The 14,548-nt window shown below is 66.9% G+C and carries 14 protein-coding genes; 13 read left to right on the top strand and 1 reads right to left on the bottom strand.

Annotated features, from left to right (window positions below; all coding sequences use genetic code 11):
• The first annotated feature begins 8 nt into the window (after window positions 1-8).
• Both KB874_RS09285 and KB874_RS09290 read left to right on the top strand, forming a co-directional pair.
• Window positions 9-509, top strand: a complete 501-nt coding sequence (locus tag KB874_RS09285) for a (2Fe-2S)-binding protein (protein ID WP_212536282.1) — start codon at window positions 9-11, stop codon at window positions 507-509.
• A 4-nt stretch (window positions 510-513) separates the two neighbouring features.
• A complete protein-coding gene (locus KB874_RS09290; protein WP_212536283.1) occupies window positions 514-1,326 on the top strand; it encodes an FAD binding domain-containing protein in 813 nt (270 codons plus the stop codon).
• A gap of 13 nt (window positions 1,327-1,339) precedes the next feature.
• Here the strand turns inward: KB874_RS09290 and KB874_RS09295 are convergent, their stop codons facing one another.
• The gene (locus tag KB874_RS09295) at window positions 1,340-2,701 is read right to left on the bottom strand and encodes a class II 3-deoxy-7-phosphoheptulonate synthase (RefSeq protein ID WP_212536284.1); all 1,362 of its coding nucleotides are present in this window, start codon (window positions 2,699-2,701) and stop codon (window positions 1,340-1,342) included.
• A gap of 104 nt (window positions 2,702-2,805) precedes the next feature.
• Here KB874_RS09295 and KB874_RS09300 point away from each other — a divergent pair, with 104 nt between their 5' ends.
• The 11 genes from KB874_RS09300 (at window position 2,806) to KB874_RS09350 (ending at window position 14,485) form a co-directional block, all read left to right on the top strand.
• Entirely contained in the window at window positions 2,806-3,330 is a 525-nt protein-coding gene (locus KB874_RS09300; protein ID WP_212536285.1) for a TIGR02444 family protein, read from the top strand.
• A gap of 189 nt (window positions 3,331-3,519) precedes the next feature.
• The gene (locus KB874_RS09305) at window positions 3,520-4,275 is read left to right on the top strand and encodes a FadR/GntR family transcriptional regulator (RefSeq protein WP_212536286.1); all 756 of its coding nucleotides are present in this window, start codon (window positions 3,520-3,522) and stop codon (window positions 4,273-4,275) included.
• On the top strand, window positions 4,268-5,920 hold the full coding sequence (locus tag KB874_RS09310; protein WP_212536287.1) for an amidase: 1,653 nt from the start codon (window positions 4,268-4,270) through the stop codon (window positions 5,918-5,920). Before KB874_RS09305 ends, KB874_RS09310 begins: the two co-directional genes overlap by 8 nt.
• Window positions 5,921-6,004: 84 nt before the next feature.
• The gene (locus tag KB874_RS09315) at window positions 6,005-7,546 is read left to right on the top strand and encodes an ABC transporter substrate-binding protein (RefSeq protein ID WP_212536288.1); all 1,542 of its coding nucleotides are present in this window, start codon (window positions 6,005-6,007) and stop codon (window positions 7,544-7,546) included.
• 76 nt (window positions 7,547-7,622) lie between these two features.
• Complete coding sequence (locus KB874_RS09320; RefSeq protein WP_212536289.1) at window positions 7,623-8,564, top strand: ABC transporter permease; 942 nt, start codon at window positions 7,623-7,625, stop codon at window positions 8,562-8,564.
• Entirely contained in the window at window positions 8,561-9,394 is an 834-nt protein-coding gene (locus KB874_RS09325; protein ID WP_212536290.1) for an ABC transporter permease, read from the top strand. The genes KB874_RS09320 and KB874_RS09325 overlap by 4 nt, the downstream gene beginning before the upstream one ends.
• Entirely contained in the window at window positions 9,394-11,226 is a 1,833-nt protein-coding gene (locus KB874_RS09330) for an ABC transporter ATP-binding protein (protein WP_212536291.1), read from the top strand. Before KB874_RS09325 ends, KB874_RS09330 begins: the two co-directional genes overlap by 1 nt.
• 41 nt (window positions 11,227-11,267) lie before the next feature.
• The gene (locus tag KB874_RS09335) at window positions 11,268-12,212 is read left to right on the top strand and encodes an acetamidase/formamidase family protein (protein ID WP_212536292.1); all 945 of its coding nucleotides are present in this window, start codon (window positions 11,268-11,270) and stop codon (window positions 12,210-12,212) included.
• Between the two features lie 491 nt (window positions 12,213-12,703).
• Window positions 12,704-13,171, top strand: coding sequence for a hypothetical protein (locus tag KB874_RS09340; protein WP_212536293.1), 468 nt, complete (start codon window positions 12,704-12,706; stop codon window positions 13,169-13,171).
• A 184-nt stretch (window positions 13,172-13,355) separates the two neighbouring features.
• Entirely contained in the window at window positions 13,356-13,766 is a 411-nt protein-coding gene (locus tag KB874_RS09345; RefSeq protein ID WP_212536294.1) for a hypothetical protein, read from the top strand.
• Complete coding sequence (locus KB874_RS09350; RefSeq protein WP_212536295.1) at window positions 13,676-14,485, top strand: hypothetical protein; 810 nt, start codon at window positions 13,676-13,678, stop codon at window positions 14,483-14,485. Before KB874_RS09345 ends, KB874_RS09350 begins: the two co-directional genes overlap by 91 nt.
• Window positions 14,486-14,548: the final 63 nt, after the last annotated feature.

The following is a 14,548-nucleotide window of genomic DNA, read 5'->3' on the forward strand; positions in this document are numbered from 1 at the left end:
GGATCGCCATGCAAGACGTCACCCTGACCGTAAACGGCAAGACCGAAACGCGCCGCGTCGAGGGCCGCACCCTGCTGGTGCAGTTCCTGCGAGAGCATCTTGGCCTGACCGGTACCCACGTTGGCTGCGACACCAGCCAGTGCGGCGCCTGCACCGTGATCCTGGGCGGCAGGGCGGTGAAATCCTGCACCATCCTCGCCAGCGCCGCCGCGGCACGTGGCGAGGTGCTGACCATCGAGGGGCTGGGTGACGAAGAGGCGTTGAGCCCGATGCAGGAGGCCTTTCACCGCCACCACGCCCTGCAATGCGGTTTCTGCACGCCGGGCATGGTCATGGCGGCGCACAACATGGTGCAGCGTCACGAAGGCGAGCTGACCGAGGCCATCGTGCGCCGCGAACTCGAGGGCAACCTGTGCCGTTGCACCGGCTATCACAACATCGTCAAGGCCGTGCTGGCGGCGGCAGAGGCGCATCGGGCGGTGGCATCCGCGCCCGCGGGACAGGACTGAGCCGATGTATGCGTTCGACTACCACCGCGCCCGCAGCCTCGAAGAGGCACTGAAACTGTTCGCAACCCTGGACGAGGCGACGTTCCTTGCCGGCGGGCACACCCTGTTGCCCACGATGAAGAACCGCCTGGCTGCGCCGGAAAACCTGATCGACATCAGCGCCTTGCCGGAACTGTCGGGTATCGGGATGCAGGGCGGCGTGTTGCGGATCGGTGCGGCCATGACGCATCACGCGGTCGCGGCGTCTTCGCTGGTGGCAGAGACCATCCCGGCCCTCGCGGCGCTGGCGGGGTCCATCGGCGACGTGCAGGTGCGCCACGTGGGCACGATGGGCGGATCGGTGGCGAACAACGACCCGGCGGCGGATTACCCGGCGGCGGTCTTGTCGCTGGGCGCCGAGATCGAGACCGACCGGCGCCGCATTCCGGCAGACGACTTCTTTCAGGGACTCTACGCCACCGCGCTGGAGGAAGGCGAACTGATCGTCGCTATACGCTTTCCCGTGCCTGAAACGGCGGGTTACGGCAAATACCGCAATCCTGCGTCCCGCTATGCGTTGGCGGCATCCTTTGTCAGCATTCGGGACGGGGCGGTTCGCGTCGCTGTCACCGGGGCTGGAAAGAACGGCGTGTTCCGTTGGGAGGCCGCCGAACAGGCGCTGATGGGTCATTGTTCAGCCTCGCGCATCGCCGACCTGCGGCCGGAGAGCGACGCGCTCTTGTCCGACATGCATGCCGATGCCGCGTTCCGGGCGAACCTCGTCAACGTGGTCACGCGGCGCGCGGCCGAGCACCTGGGCGGGGCGTCCATCGTCTGACCCCGCCCGGCCGTCAGACCGTCCGGGCCTGCCTGCTCTGCATCAGTTCATCAGCAACAAGAAACGCCATTTCCAGCGCCTGGCTGGCATTCAGCCGTGGGTCGCAGGCTGTGTGATAGCGGTCCGACAGGTCCTCGTCCGCGATCGGACTGACCATGCCACCGGTGCATTCGGTGACGTTCTGGCCGGTCATTTCCAGGTGGACTCCCCCCGCGATGGTGCCCTCGGCGCGATGGATGGCGAAGAAGTCGCGCACCTCGCTCAGGATCAGGTCGAAGGGCCGAGTCTTGTAGCCCGACGACGCCTTGAGCGTGTTGCCGTGCATCGGGTCGCATGACCAGACCACCGTCGCGCCAACCTGTTCGACGGCCCGGATCAGGGGTGGCAGTTTCTCGGCGACCTTGTCGGCGCCGAACCGTGCGATCAGGGTCAGCCGGCCGGGGATGTTGTCCGGGTTGAGCGCCGCAATCAACTGCTTCAACTCGTCCGGCGTGGTGGTCGGGCCGCATTTCAGCCCGATGGGGTTCTGCACGCCAGAGGCGAAATCCACATGCGCCCCGTCCGGCTGGCGGGTCCGGTCGCCGATCCAGATCATGTGACCCGACCCGGCCAGCGGCTTGCCCGTGGTGCTGTCGATCCGGCACAGTGCCTCTTCGTATTCCAGCAGAAGGGCCTCGTGGCTGGTGTAGAAATCGACCGAATGCAGCGCGTGGATGCCACGGCTGTGCAGGCCCGTCGCGGCCATGAAATCCAGCGAATCCGTGATCTTGGCGGCCATTGCCTCGTAGGCGTCGACCTTGGATCGGTCGGTGAAATCCAGCGTCCAGGCATGCACCTGTGCAAGGTCCGCATAGCCGCCCTGGCTGAACGCGCGCAGCAGGTTCAGCGAGGCCGCGGCCTGGGTATAGGCCTGAAGGATGCGGTCGGGATCGGGTTGCCGTGCCTCGGGTGTGAAGTCGAAGCCGTTGATGATGTCGCCTTTGTAGCTGGGCAGCGTCACGCCATCGAGCGTTTCGGTCGGGGCCGAACGGGGCTTGGCGAACTGGCCGGCGATCCGCCCCACCTTCACCACCGGCATCTTGGCGGCATAGGTCAGCACCAGCGCGCTTTGCAGCAGCAGCCGGAACGTGTCCCGCAGGTTATTCGCGGAAAACTCGGCGAAACTCTCGGCGCAATCGCCCCCCTGGAGGAGGAACGCCTCGCCCCGCGCCACCTGCGCCAGCTGGCTTTGCAGGCGCCGTGCCTCGCCGGCGAAGACCAGCGGAGGATACGCTGCAAGCTGGCGCTCGACGCGGTTCAGGTGGTCGATGTCCGGATAGTCGGGCATCTGGATGCGGGGCTTGTCTCTCCAGCGTGTCTTGGTCCAGGGGGCCATTGTGCTCTCGCGCATTTTGTATAACAGTATGACAATGACTGCCTAGCAAACTCCGGCAGGGCCGTCACTAGCGAAACGCACCGGGAAACGATGGGGGCCGCAGGATGGACAGTTTCGATTTCTGGCGGTTTTCGCTCTGGCTCTATCGCCAGGACGGGGTCGCGCCGGCCTGCCTGCACTTGCAGGAGGGGCATGGCGTCGACGTCAACATCCTGCTGTTTTCCTTATGGCTGGGGCATTGCGGCAAGACGGCGGATGCCGCGACGCTGGCCGCGCTTTCGACCGAGGCGTCGGATTGGCATGTGGCGGTCGTCCTGCCGCTGCGCGCCGTGCGCCGGCACCTGAAGACCGTCGATCAACCGGACATCCCGGAGGCATCGACCAGCTACCGCGACCGGATCAAGGCCGACGAGATCCACGCCGAGCAGATCGAGCAACGCCTGCTGTTCGCGGCGGCGCAGCGGCGGTTCGGGCCGGGCCTTTGCGTGGCGGACGGGGGCGATGGCCACGCGGATGCGGCGCTGGCCAACGCGCTGGCCTATCTTGATCTTCTGGGCGCACACCCCTCGGCCGAGGAGGCGGCGCTGATCGCGCAACTGGCGGGCAGGGTGCCGCCGGCAGGGGCTTAGCGCGCGTACATCGCGCGGGATCCGGGGTTTCGGCAGCGTCCCGGTCCTCGCACAAATTTTGCGCGATTGCCGCCGTTCCTGTTCGCCCAAGGCGGAAACCGGCCGATTTCGCGACCATGCGGATTGCGCGAATCCCGGAAGCGAACCAATCTGGTTTTTGTTCACCCCGCCGCAGAATGCGAGTGCCCGATGACCGCCCCGCCAACCGCAATCCTTGTCCGGAGCCATGTTCTTGCCCTGATCCGTTCGGGCCGGCTGGGCCCGGGAAACCGCTTGCCGACAGAGAGGGTGCTTTGCGAAACCACCGGCGCGCCGCGCCGGGTCGTGCGCCGCGCGCTGGCCTCGCTCGAGGCCGAGGGCCTGATCTGGCGCCACCAGGGCAAGGGCACATTCGCGGGCCAGCCGGCCGAGCCGATTGGCGTGCTGGCCGCTGAGGTCAACGGGCCTTCGCACCCCATCGAGGTGATGGAGGCCCGGCTGTGCATCGAACCGGAACTGGCTGCGCTCTGCGCGCTTCGATGCAGCGCAGAGGACATCCAGCGGATGTGGGCGCTGGCGCGTCACCAGTACGAGGCCGAGGATGACGATGTGATCGAGCTCTGGGATTCCGCGCTGCACCGGATGATCGCCAAGAGCGCGCGCAACCGTCCGCTGCAAACCGCCTTTGCCCTGCTGGACGAGATCCGCGCGACGGCGGAATGGCAGGATCTGCGCGCGCTTTCACGCTCGACCCGGTCGCTGGGCGAGAGCCGGGCGCAGCATCAGCAGATCATCGCGGCTATCGCGGCGCGCGACCCCGACGGGGCGCGGGCGGCGATGTGTGCGCACCTGATGGCCCGCCATGCCGCGATGGAGGCGGCGCTGGTTGCGCTGGCGGGGGAGGCTGCGCAGGCCTTCCGGGCAGAGCAGGGCACAGACGACAACCAGGGAGCGGAGCATGCCTGAACCGACGATCACCGAGGCCGATATCGAGGCGGCCGAGCGCCTGATGGGCATCGCCTATACCGCGCGCGAGCGGGCGCAGATGGTGGGCAACCTGTCGGGCCAGATCGGATCGGCGGTAGAGCGACGCAAGGTGGACCTGCCCAATTCCGTGCCGATGAGCCTTCGCTTCGATCCGCGACTGCCCGGGTTCGTCATGCCCACGGCAGACGGGGTGACGGGCAGCAAGCCCGACGCGCCCTTGCCCGACGATGACACGGATATCGCCTTTGCCACGCTGCCGCAGCTTGGCGGTTGGATCGCCTCGGGCGCGCTGACCAGCCGGCGGCTGACGGAAATCTACCTTGACCGCATCGCGCGCCTGAACCCGCAGCTTTACTGCTATGCGCAGGTCACGCCCGACCTGGCGCTGGCCGAGGCCGACGCGATGGACCGGCTGACCGCCGAGGGCAAGACGCTCGGGCCGTTGCACGGCATTCCCTACGGGCTCAAGGACCTGTTCGACACAAGGGGCATCGTGACCGGCTGGGGAGCGGAGCCCTATCAGCACCGCGTGCCCGACGGCGACGCGCGCATCGTCACGCTGCTGCGGCAGGCAGGCGCGGTCCTGCTGGGCAAGACCACGGTGGGGGCGCTGGCTTATAACGACATCTGGTATGGCGGCGTCACGCGGAACCCGTGGAACACCGAAGAGGGATCGTCGGGCTCCAGCGCCGGGTCGGCCTCGGCCACGGCGGCGGGGCTGTGCGCCTTTTCCATCGGGACAGAGACGCTTGGTTCGATTACCTCGCCCAGCCAGCGCTGCGGCACCACCGGGCTGCGCCCGACCTTCGGCCGGGTCAGCCGCGCGGGCGGCATGGCGCTGTGCTGGTCGCTGGACAAGGTGGGGCCGATCTGCCGCGGGGTCGAGGATACCGCGCTGGTCCTCGCGGCACTGAACGGTGCCGACGTGGACGACCGCTGCACCATCGCGGCGCCTTTCGCCTTTGACGCAGGAAAGGGCATCGAGGGGCTGAAACTTGGCTACCTGCCAGAGGCCTTCGGCGAAGGTGCGACCGAGGTCGACCACGCCGCGCTGGCCGCCGCCAAGGCCCTGGGGATCGAGGTGGTCGAGGTGTCGCTGCCCGACCTGCCTTACGGCGCGCTGATGAACACGCTGTACGCCGAGGCGGCGGCCGCCTTCGAGCACCTGACGCTGGGCGATCTCGACGACACGCTGACCTGGCAGGATGACGGTGCTTGGCCCAACACCTTCCGCAAGGCGCGCTTCCTGTCCGCGGTGGACCACGTCCAGCTGGACCGGCTGCGCTATCTCGTGATGCAGGCGCTGGATGGGCTGTTCCGCGACATCGACGTGCTGATCGGACCGTTCATGACCGGGCCGATGCTGGTCGCGTCGAACTATACCGGCCATCCATGCCTGCACCTGCGCGCCGGGTTCCAGCAGCTGGGAACCCGCAGCCCCGCCTCCCTGGGCGAGGGCAAGCTGACCACCGGCGAGGCCGATACGGGCGGCAAGACGCACCGCGTGCCGCAGGGCATCTCGCTCTGGGGGCGGCTGTTCGACGAGGGCACGATCCTGTCGCTGGGCCTCGCGCTCGAGGCAAAACTCGGCGTCGCGGCGGAACGCCCGCCGCTGACTGCATGACCTGACAAGAACCGCCCCGGGAAGGGCGGCGCATCACCCAGGCGCGGCCGATCCGGCAGCGCCGTTCAACATGGAGACTGAGAGATGAAGCGCAGAGATTTCCTCAAGACGACGACCGCCCTGATGGGCGGCACGATCCTCTATGGCGCGCCCGCGATGGCGGCAAGCCATTCGGCACCCGTCACCGGCGGCACCCTGATCTGGGGGCATTCCGAGACCACGCAGAACCTCGACATGCACCAGACCGGCACCGCCTCGACAGGCCGGGTACTTCAGAACGTGCATGACAGCATCGTCACCGTCGACAAGGACCTCAAGGTGATCCCGAACCTCGCCGAAAGCTTCGAGCAGAGCGAGGATGGCCTCGTCTACACGTTCAAGCTGCGCCCGGGCGTGATGTTCCACAACGGTAAAACCATGACCTCGGCGGACGTGAAATTCTCGTTCGACCGTTGCCGGAACCCCGATACCGGGGCCGTCAACTTCGAGGTGTTCAACAACGTCGCCAGCATCGAGACGCCGGACGACCTGACCGTCATCATCACACTGGGCCAGGTCAACGCGCCCTTCCTGTCGCGCCTGGCCGAGAACGGCGCCGGCGTCATCATGCCCGAGGGCTCGGGCGAGGTGCAGGGCACCACGCCCATCGGCTGCGGCCCGTTCAAGTTCGTGCGCCGCGAATTCGGCAACGAGGTGGAACTGGAACGCTTCGACGACTACTGGGGCGGCCCGGCCTACCTTGACAAGGTCATCGCGCGCGAGATCACCGAGCCCACCGTGCGCCTGACCGGCCTGCGCACCGGCGAGTTGCACATGATCAACGACATCCCCGCCGACCGGATTGCCGAGATCGAGGCCGATCCGAACCTTCAGGTCGTGGCGTGGTTCCCGCTGAACTGGGACTTCGTCAACTTCAATCACGACTACGAGCCGTTCAAGAACCCCAAGGTCCGCGAGGCCTTCGACTACATGATCGACAAGGAAGTGCTGCTGGAAGGCGCGCTGTGGGGGCAGGGCAAGACCACCGCATCGCCCAGCTATCCGACCTCGGCCTCCTATAACGCGGCGCTGACCCAGCGTCCGCAGGACATCGAAAAGGCCAAGGCGCTGCTGTCCGAGGCGGGTTACGGGCCCGGCGACCTCAAGGTCGTGTTCAAGGCGACGACGAACTATCCCTACCACATCGAGGCGGCGCAGATCATGCTGGAATGGTTCCGCATGGCCGGCGTCGATGCATCGATCGAGCAACTGACCTGGGCCGACTGGCTCAGCCAGTGCTGGGTCGACAAGGATTTCCAGATCACGATGATGAACTTCTTCACCCTGTGGGAGCCGGATTTCCTGTATTACTCGCTGTGGAACACCGAGGGCGCGTTCAACTACCGCAAGATCTCGAACCCGATGGTGGACGAGCTGACCGCCAAGGCGCGCGTCACCGTCGATCCGGCCGAGCGGGCCGAGGTCTACAAGCAGGTGCAGCAGGTCGTCCATGACGAGACCTTGGACGTGGTCCTGTGGTTCCGCAACGGCACCATCGGCGCGCAGCCCACCGTGATGGGTCTCGACACGATCGTGCATCCGAACGGCTCGAACCTGCGCTTTCACAAGGTCTGGCTGGCCGCCTGATCCTTTGAAACCTGACGCGGGCGCCTGACGGGGCCCGCGTTCCCCGCCTTTGCCCCATGACACGAAAAGGACCGGCATGAGCTATCTCGTGAACCGCCTGCTGTCGATGATGCTGACCCTGTTCCTGATTTCGGTCATCACCTTCACGGTGACCAACATCCTGCCGGGCGACGTGGCGATGATGATCATGGGCACGCAGTCCAATCCCGAGGCGCTGGCCGGCCTGCGCCAGTCTCTTGGCCTGAACGACCCGCTGATCGTGCAGTATGGCCGCTGGATCGGCGGCATGCTGACCGGCGACTGGGGCAACTCGCTGGTCTTCAAGGAACCGATCGCGCCGCTGCTGCTGCAAAAGATGAAGGCCAGCGCGCTGATCGTCCTGTTCTCGATGAGCATCGCGCTGGTCTGCGCGGTGCCCCTGGGTGTCTGGGCGGCGGTGCATGCGAACCGCTGGCAGGACACGGCGGCGAGTTCCGCCTCGCTCGTCGGTGTCAGCCTGCCGGATTTCTTCTGGGGCATCATGCTGATCCTGCTGTTCGCGCGGGGGCTAGGCTGGTTGCCCTCGTCGGGTTTCATCGACCCGGCCGATGACATCTGGGGTGCGATGCGCCATGCGCTGCTTCCGTCTCTGGCGCTGGGGCTGGGCTTGATGGCGCACCTGACGCGCATGACCCGGGCGACGATGACCGGCATCCTTAACCAGGAATTCATCCGCGTCGCCCGCGCCAAGGGGTTGGACGAGGGCACCGTGGTCTGGCGCTATGGCCTGGCCAACGCAGTCGGGCCGGTGATGACGGTGGCGGGCTTGCAGGTGGGTTACCTGTTCGGTTCGATCATCGTGATCGAGAGCCTGTTCAATTTCACCGGCATGGGCTGGCTGACCTACCAGGCACTCCTGAACCGCGACATCCCGCTGATCCAGGCCAGTGTCTTCGTCATCGCGGCGGTTGTTATGCTCGCCAACCTGATCGTCGACTTGCTGTATGTCGCCGTCGATCCCCGGATCCGGCTGTCATGAGGATCCCCGCCGCCTTCCGCAGGTCCAAGGGGCTGATCGGCGCCATCCTGGTGCTGTCCGTGTTCCTCGTCGCGCTGCTGGCGCCGGTCTTCATCCCCGAGGACTGGGCGACGCAGATGGACATGCGCGCGCGCCTGTCGCCGCCCACCTGGGCGCATCCGCTGGGCACCGACCAGCTGGGGCGCGACCTGATGTATCGCGTGCTGCTGGGGGCGCAGACCTCGATCTACATTGCGTCTGCGGCGGTGCTGATGTCGATTGTGATCGGCCTGCCGCTGGGCCTGATCTCGGGCTACGTCGGGCGGACCACCGACAACGTCCTGATGCGCCTTGTCGACACACTGCTGAGCTTTCCGGCGCTGCTGCTGGCGCTGACGATCAGCGCCGTCCTTGGCCCAAATCTGCAGAACACGATCATCGCCATCGGCATCGCCTTTACCCCCTTCCTGGCGCGGATCATCCGGGGCGAGGCGCTGCGCGTGGCGCAGATGCCCTATGTCGAGGGCGCGCGGACGGCCGGCAATTCCGACTTCCGCATCATCGTGCACCACATCCTGCCCAACATCATGCCGGCGGTGATCGTGCAGTCGACGATCAGCCTGGCCTTCGCCATCCTCGCCGAGGCGGGGCTCAGCTTTCTGGGGTTGGGAACGCAGCCGCCCGACGCGTCCTGGGGCCTGATGATCCAGGCCTCGCGCGACTATCTCGACCGCGCGCCCTGGACGGCGCTGGTGCCGGGGGTCGCGGTGGCGGTCACCGTGCTTGGCCTCAACATGTTCGGCGATGCGCTGCGCGACGCGCTGGACCCGCGCGCCAAGGGAGGCTCGTGATGCCCGACGGAAACACGCCCCTTGTCTCGGTCGAAGGCCTGCGCGTCGAATTTGCCAGCGATGGCGGCACCATCGTCGGCGTCGAGAATGTCAGCTTTTCGGTCGCGCCGGGAGAGACGGTCTGCATCGTCGGCGAAAGCGGTTCGGGCAAGTCCGTCACCTCGCTGTCGCTGATGCGCCTGGTCGAGTTCGGCGGCGGCACCATCGCCGAGGGACGGCTGCGCTTTGCCGGGCAGGGAGGCGAGATCGACCTCGCGCAGGCCGATCCCGAGACCATGCGCGGCATCCGCGGCAACGAGATCGGCATGATCTTCCAGGAGCCGATGACCTCGCTCAACCCGGTATTCACCATCGAGCGGCAGATGACCGACGGTCTGCGCGCCCATCGTGGCCTGTCCGGCGCGCAGGCGCGACAACGGGCGCTGGAACTGCTGCAAGAGGTGCGCATCCCCGAACCCGAAAGGCGGCTGAAGCAATACCCGCACGAGTTGTCCGGCGGGATGCGGCAGCGTGTGGTGATTGCCATGGCGATGGCCTGCCGGCCGCGCCTGCTGATCGCGGACGAACCCACGACCGCGCTCGACGTCACGATCCAGGCGGAAATCCTGGCCCTGATCGACCGGTTGAAGCGCGAGAACGGCATGGCCGTGCTGTTCATCACCCATGACATGGCCGTGGTGGCGCAGATGGCCGACCGGGTCGTGGTCATGTATCGCGGCAACCTGGTCGAGGAAGGCCCGGTCGGGCGCATCTTTGCCGCGCCCCAGGAGGAGTATACCCGCGCGCTTCTGGCGGCGGTGCCACGCCTCGGCGACATGCGCGGCAAACCGGGGCCAGAGCCGCTGCGCCTGGTCGGTGCCGACGCGCCCGACTCCGTGCAGGCCGCCGTTCCGCCCGGCGACCCGGAGCCGCTGTTGCAGGTTTTGCATCTGACGACGCGCTACCCGGTCAAGGGCGGGCTGTTCCGGCGCACCGTGGCGAATGTTCACGCGGTCGAGGATGTGAGTTTCGACATCGCGAAGGGGGAAACGCTGGCGCTGGTCGGCGAATCCGGCTGCGGCAAGTCGAGTTGCGGCCGGTCGATCCTGCGCCTGGCCGAGCCGACCTCGGGCCAGGTCCTGCTCGACCGGACGGACGTGCTGGCGCTGAACGAGCGCGACCTGCGCCGGAAGGTCTGGCGCGACATCCAGATGGTCTTTCAGGACCCGTTCGCCTCGCTCAACCCTTACATGCGCCTTGCCGCACAAGTGGCTGAACCGCTGTCGAATTTCGGCATCGCCAAGGGGAGCGAGATCGAGGATCGCATCGCCGCGCTGTTCGACCGGGTGGAATTGCCACGCAGCTTCATGCGGCGCTTTCCGCACGAATTGTCGGGTGGCCAGCGCCAGCGCGTCGCCATCGCGCGGGCGCTTGCGGTCAGCCCGAAACTGATCGTCGCCGACGAGGCCGTGAGCGCGCTGGATGTCTCGGTGCAGGCGCAGGTCCTGAACCTGATGATGGAGTTGCAGTCCACGCTGGGGATTTCCTACCTGTTCATCAGCCACGACATGGCGGTGGTGGAGCGCGTCTCGCACCGGGTTGGCGTGATGTATCTGGGCCGGCTGGTCGAGATCGGATCGCGCGCGCAGATCTTCGAGAACCCGCGCCATCCTTATACCCATTCGCTGCTGAGTGCGGTGCCCATCGCCGATCCCGCGCGGCGGACTGTCCGCGACGACCTGAAGTTCCGGCCGATCCCGTCGCCGGTGTTCCCGGTTGGGCACGAACCGGCACCCTCCGTCTATGACGAGGTCGAACCCGGCCATCTTGTCCTGCGCCAGCAGGCATCCTGACGGCACAAGCCGCCCCGTTCCCAAGGAGCCCGCAAGACCCCATGACCCACCGCCTGACAGCCAGCCCCAAAACCTGCGCCTGGGGCTATTTCGACGCCACCCTGCCGCCCGCAATCGAGATCGAGAGCGGCGAGACCATCGTGATCGAGACAGTCTCTGGCAGTCCAGACCACCTGCCGCCGGCGGGCCAGGGCTTTCACGTTCCGCCGGAACTGCTGGAGATCCACGCGAAATCGCCGCGCCAGTTGCCGGGTCATATCCTGACCGGCCCGGTGGCGGTCAGGGGCGCGATGCCGGGCGACGTGCTCGAGGTGCGCATCCTCGACATCGCGCTGCGCCAGAACTGGGGCTGGAACATCATCCGCCCGCTGGCCGGCACCCTGCCGGAGGATTTCCAGACCGGCCGCATGGTGACGATCCCGCTGTTCCCGGACGAGGGCCGGGCGCGCCTGTCCTGGGGGCTGGACCTGCCGCTGAAGCCTTTCTTCGGGGTGATGGGCGTGGCGCCGCCACCGAACTGGGGCCGCATCTCGACCATTCAGCCGCGTGCCCATGGCGGCAATATCGACAACAAGGAACTGGTTGCGGGCACCACGCTGTTCCTGCCGGTCCTTGCCGAGGGCGCGCTGTTTTCCTGCGGTGACGGGCATGGCGCGCAGGGCGATGGCGAGGTCTGCGTGACCGCCATCGAGACCGCGCTGGAAGGCACGTTCCAGATGCTCCTGCACAAGGACATGTCGCTGGCCCGTCCCCGGGCCGAGACGCCGACCCACCTGGTCAGCATGGGTTTCCACGAGGACCTCGACCGCTGCGCCGAAATCGCCCTGAAGGACATGATCGCCTGGATCTGCGAGCGGACGGGGCTAGGCCGCGAGGATGCCTACATGCTGTGCTCACTGGCGGGCGATCTGCGGATTACCCAGACGGTCAACGGAAACAAGGGCGTGCACATGATGATGGCTAGGGACCTGCTGAAACCGCGCTAGAATTGGCTGGAGACCCTTGCTGCATGGCGGTCCTTCAGGTGGAAGACCTGATCGCATCCTTCTGGAATCGTTGAATTGGCCGCACACTGAAAAAGTCCCGGGGCCGTTGCAGTGGCGGGCCCGCCGCGCCTCTCCCTGCCATGTCGACACCGTTGCGGCAGTGTCGTCGGTCTTGGTTCAGGTGACGTCCGAAGAGGGGTGTTCGTCATGTCCCATTCGCAGCCGTGCGCAAGATTGCATCCTGCTTTCCATCCTTTCTGCGCCTCGGTGCGTCGGTCTGCATGACGGTGGTGGCCTCGCTTCCGGCACGTGCCATTGGGCCGGGGCGGATGGATTGACCTGTCGAGCGTGCATCCGACGCTCCCTTCCACCGGGCCTGCGACGCTCGGCTCTCGGTGGTCGCGCAGGACGCGGCCTCGGGACGCGCCGCGCTGGTTTCCGTTACTTGAGATGGCCTCACGACAGGGCGCCTCGCGCGGCGGTCCGGCCGATTGCTCTCGGCGGGCGGTGGCCTGCTGGTGCAGTTCGAGACGCCCGGAACCATCCTGTTCTGGACGTCCGAGGGCCCCCGCGCGGTCGAAGCCGACCGCCGGACAGAGTGCAATGTCGCGGCCGCGCGGCTGGTCGTTGCCGGGCGCGCCCGCTATCCGGACCTAGTCAACGCGGCCGACGCCGGTCCGCTGCTAACCAGCATTTCGGCCCGGGTCGCTGACGACATCGCCGGTGACACGGTTCTGCTGTCCGTCCATCCCGGACGGCGTCTGGGCGTTGGTCCAACCGTCCTGTTCGGACACGCGGCGCAGCGCGCTGGAACGCGAGGGGCTGGCCGGGCTGCCTCGACTTTCCACGCCACGCTCGAGCAGCTTTGGCTGCCTTGGGCCCTGCGTCCGAAAGACGTGCCCGGGGGCACGTTCCCAGGGTCAGCCAAGGCGTGGCTCTGCGGCGAGCGGGGGAATTGACCGCCGCGACCGGTTTTTTGTTGATGAAAGGATTTCAGCATGGATGCATCGCCCGGCAGGGACGCCGCCAACCTTGCCTGCGGGGATCTCGCGGTTGGCACGACGCTTTCCGCCACCGGAGCGCGACTGAACGGGTTCCGCGTCCTGAGCGGGGGCGGTCCGGATCCCGGGGGCCTGCGCGCCTATGAACCTGGGCTGGCGGCAGTTCGACAGACTGGTGCTCGGTTCGGTCGATGCACTGGCCGCGTTAGCCGATCCGGGCCAGATCACCGTGGCGGGTCACGGCCCGGCCAGCGCACTGGCACGATACCTCGTCCATGATCTTGCCATCCATTATCCCGGCCTGCGCAACATACTGAACCTTGTGAAGATCAACGGCCCCGACGCGGAGGCAGGCAGCGAAGAAAACTTGCCCGGCGGCTCAACCCCCGCCAACATCGCGGGGGTTGAGCCGCCAACGACTTCAACCGCGAGAACATCGTTGCGCGCATCGGCGGTGGCCACGTGGGCAACACGGTCGCCGTCGGTTCGGTCGACTTCGGCACGGACGGCGCCCTTGGATCGCATCGCGGCGGTGGCCTTGCCGACGCGCTGATCCTCGGCGCCACGGCGGGCGACCCGGATTGCCACCACGACATTCCGATCCAGCGGAACTACGAACTGGCGATCCCCTGTCTCAACGCCTTTGCCGCGGTCCACAACGCGCAGGAGGACGGCCGGATCGACAACCAGGACCTGCGCGACCTGTTTGTCACGGTCCAGCAGCAAGCCGAGGTGGGGCTCACGAACCCCGGGTCGCTGACGTCGATGCAGGATATCCTCGGGGGCAGCGCGGTGGATGGCGTGCGGCCGGGATCGGTTCACCGATTCCGCCGCCGAGGTGAAGCAGCCGATCTGCAGCGCGATCGATGCCGCGCGCGACCTCTGTTCGCCGGTCATGTCGACGGGCTGATCGCACAGGGCCGCGAGACGCTGAGCGCCAACACCGGACTGGCTGAACCAGAACGTGATCCTCTGGCAGGAGATCACCACCTGCATCGCCGACCACGCGGTCGCGCCGGGGAAGGACGTGGCCGCCTGTTGGAGCGCGACCCGGCGATCTCGCCGAACGCGAGGTCGCCCGCTGGCTCGAATGGTTCCAAGGTTATGGCGGCCGGATCGTCGGTTTTGCCGCCGACCAGTGCGGTCGGTGGACCGAGCCTTCGATGCCGCGCTGGAAGGGCCGCGCGAGACGTTCCGGACCTCGACCGGCGATTTCGGCCAATCCGCCCCGGACCCGATTCGCAATCTCGCGCTTGTCCGGTTCGCCTATGACGACCTGACCTCGTGTGCCATGGACCTGTCTGGTTTCGACCTGGAGGCGGCGCTGCTGCCGCA

This window comes from Thetidibacter halocola, assembly GCF_018224955.1.
Taxonomy (GTDB): domain Bacteria; phylum Pseudomonadota; class Alphaproteobacteria; order Rhodobacterales; family Rhodobacteraceae; genus Thetidibacter; species Thetidibacter halocola.

Coding starts and splice junctions, on each gene's coding strand:
- KB874_RS09285 (WP_212536282.1), top strand. CDS start 9: ATGCAAGACGTCACCCTGACCGTAAACGGCAAGACCGAAACGCGCCGC.
- KB874_RS09290 (WP_212536283.1), top strand. CDS start 514: ATGTATGCGTTCGACTACCACCGCGCCCGCAGCCTCGAAGAGGCACTG.
- KB874_RS09295 (WP_212536284.1), bottom strand. CDS start 2,701: ATGGCCCCCTGGACCAAGACACGCTGGAGAGACAAGCCCCGCATCCAG.
- KB874_RS09300 (WP_212536285.1), top strand. CDS start 2,806: ATGGACAGTTTCGATTTCTGGCGGTTTTCGCTCTGGCTCTATCGCCAG.
- KB874_RS09305 (WP_212536286.1), top strand. CDS start 3,520: ATGACCGCCCCGCCAACCGCAATCCTTGTCCGGAGCCATGTTCTTGCC.
- KB874_RS09310 (WP_212536287.1), top strand. CDS start 4,268: ATGCCTGAACCGACGATCACCGAGGCCGATATCGAGGCGGCCGAGCGC.
- KB874_RS09315 (WP_212536288.1), top strand. CDS start 6,005: ATGAAGCGCAGAGATTTCCTCAAGACGACGACCGCCCTGATGGGCGGC.
- KB874_RS09320 (WP_212536289.1), top strand. CDS start 7,623: ATGAGCTATCTCGTGAACCGCCTGCTGTCGATGATGCTGACCCTGTTC.
- KB874_RS09325 (WP_212536290.1), top strand. CDS start 8,561: ATGAGGATCCCCGCCGCCTTCCGCAGGTCCAAGGGGCTGATCGGCGCC.
- KB874_RS09330 (WP_212536291.1), top strand. CDS start 9,394: ATGCCCGACGGAAACACGCCCCTTGTCTCGGTCGAAGGCCTGCGCGTC.
- KB874_RS09335 (WP_212536292.1), top strand. CDS start 11,268: ATGACCCACCGCCTGACAGCCAGCCCCAAAACCTGCGCCTGGGGCTAT.
- KB874_RS09345 (WP_212536294.1), top strand. CDS start 13,356: ATGAACCTGGGCTGGCGGCAGTTCGACAGACTGGTGCTCGGTTCGGTC.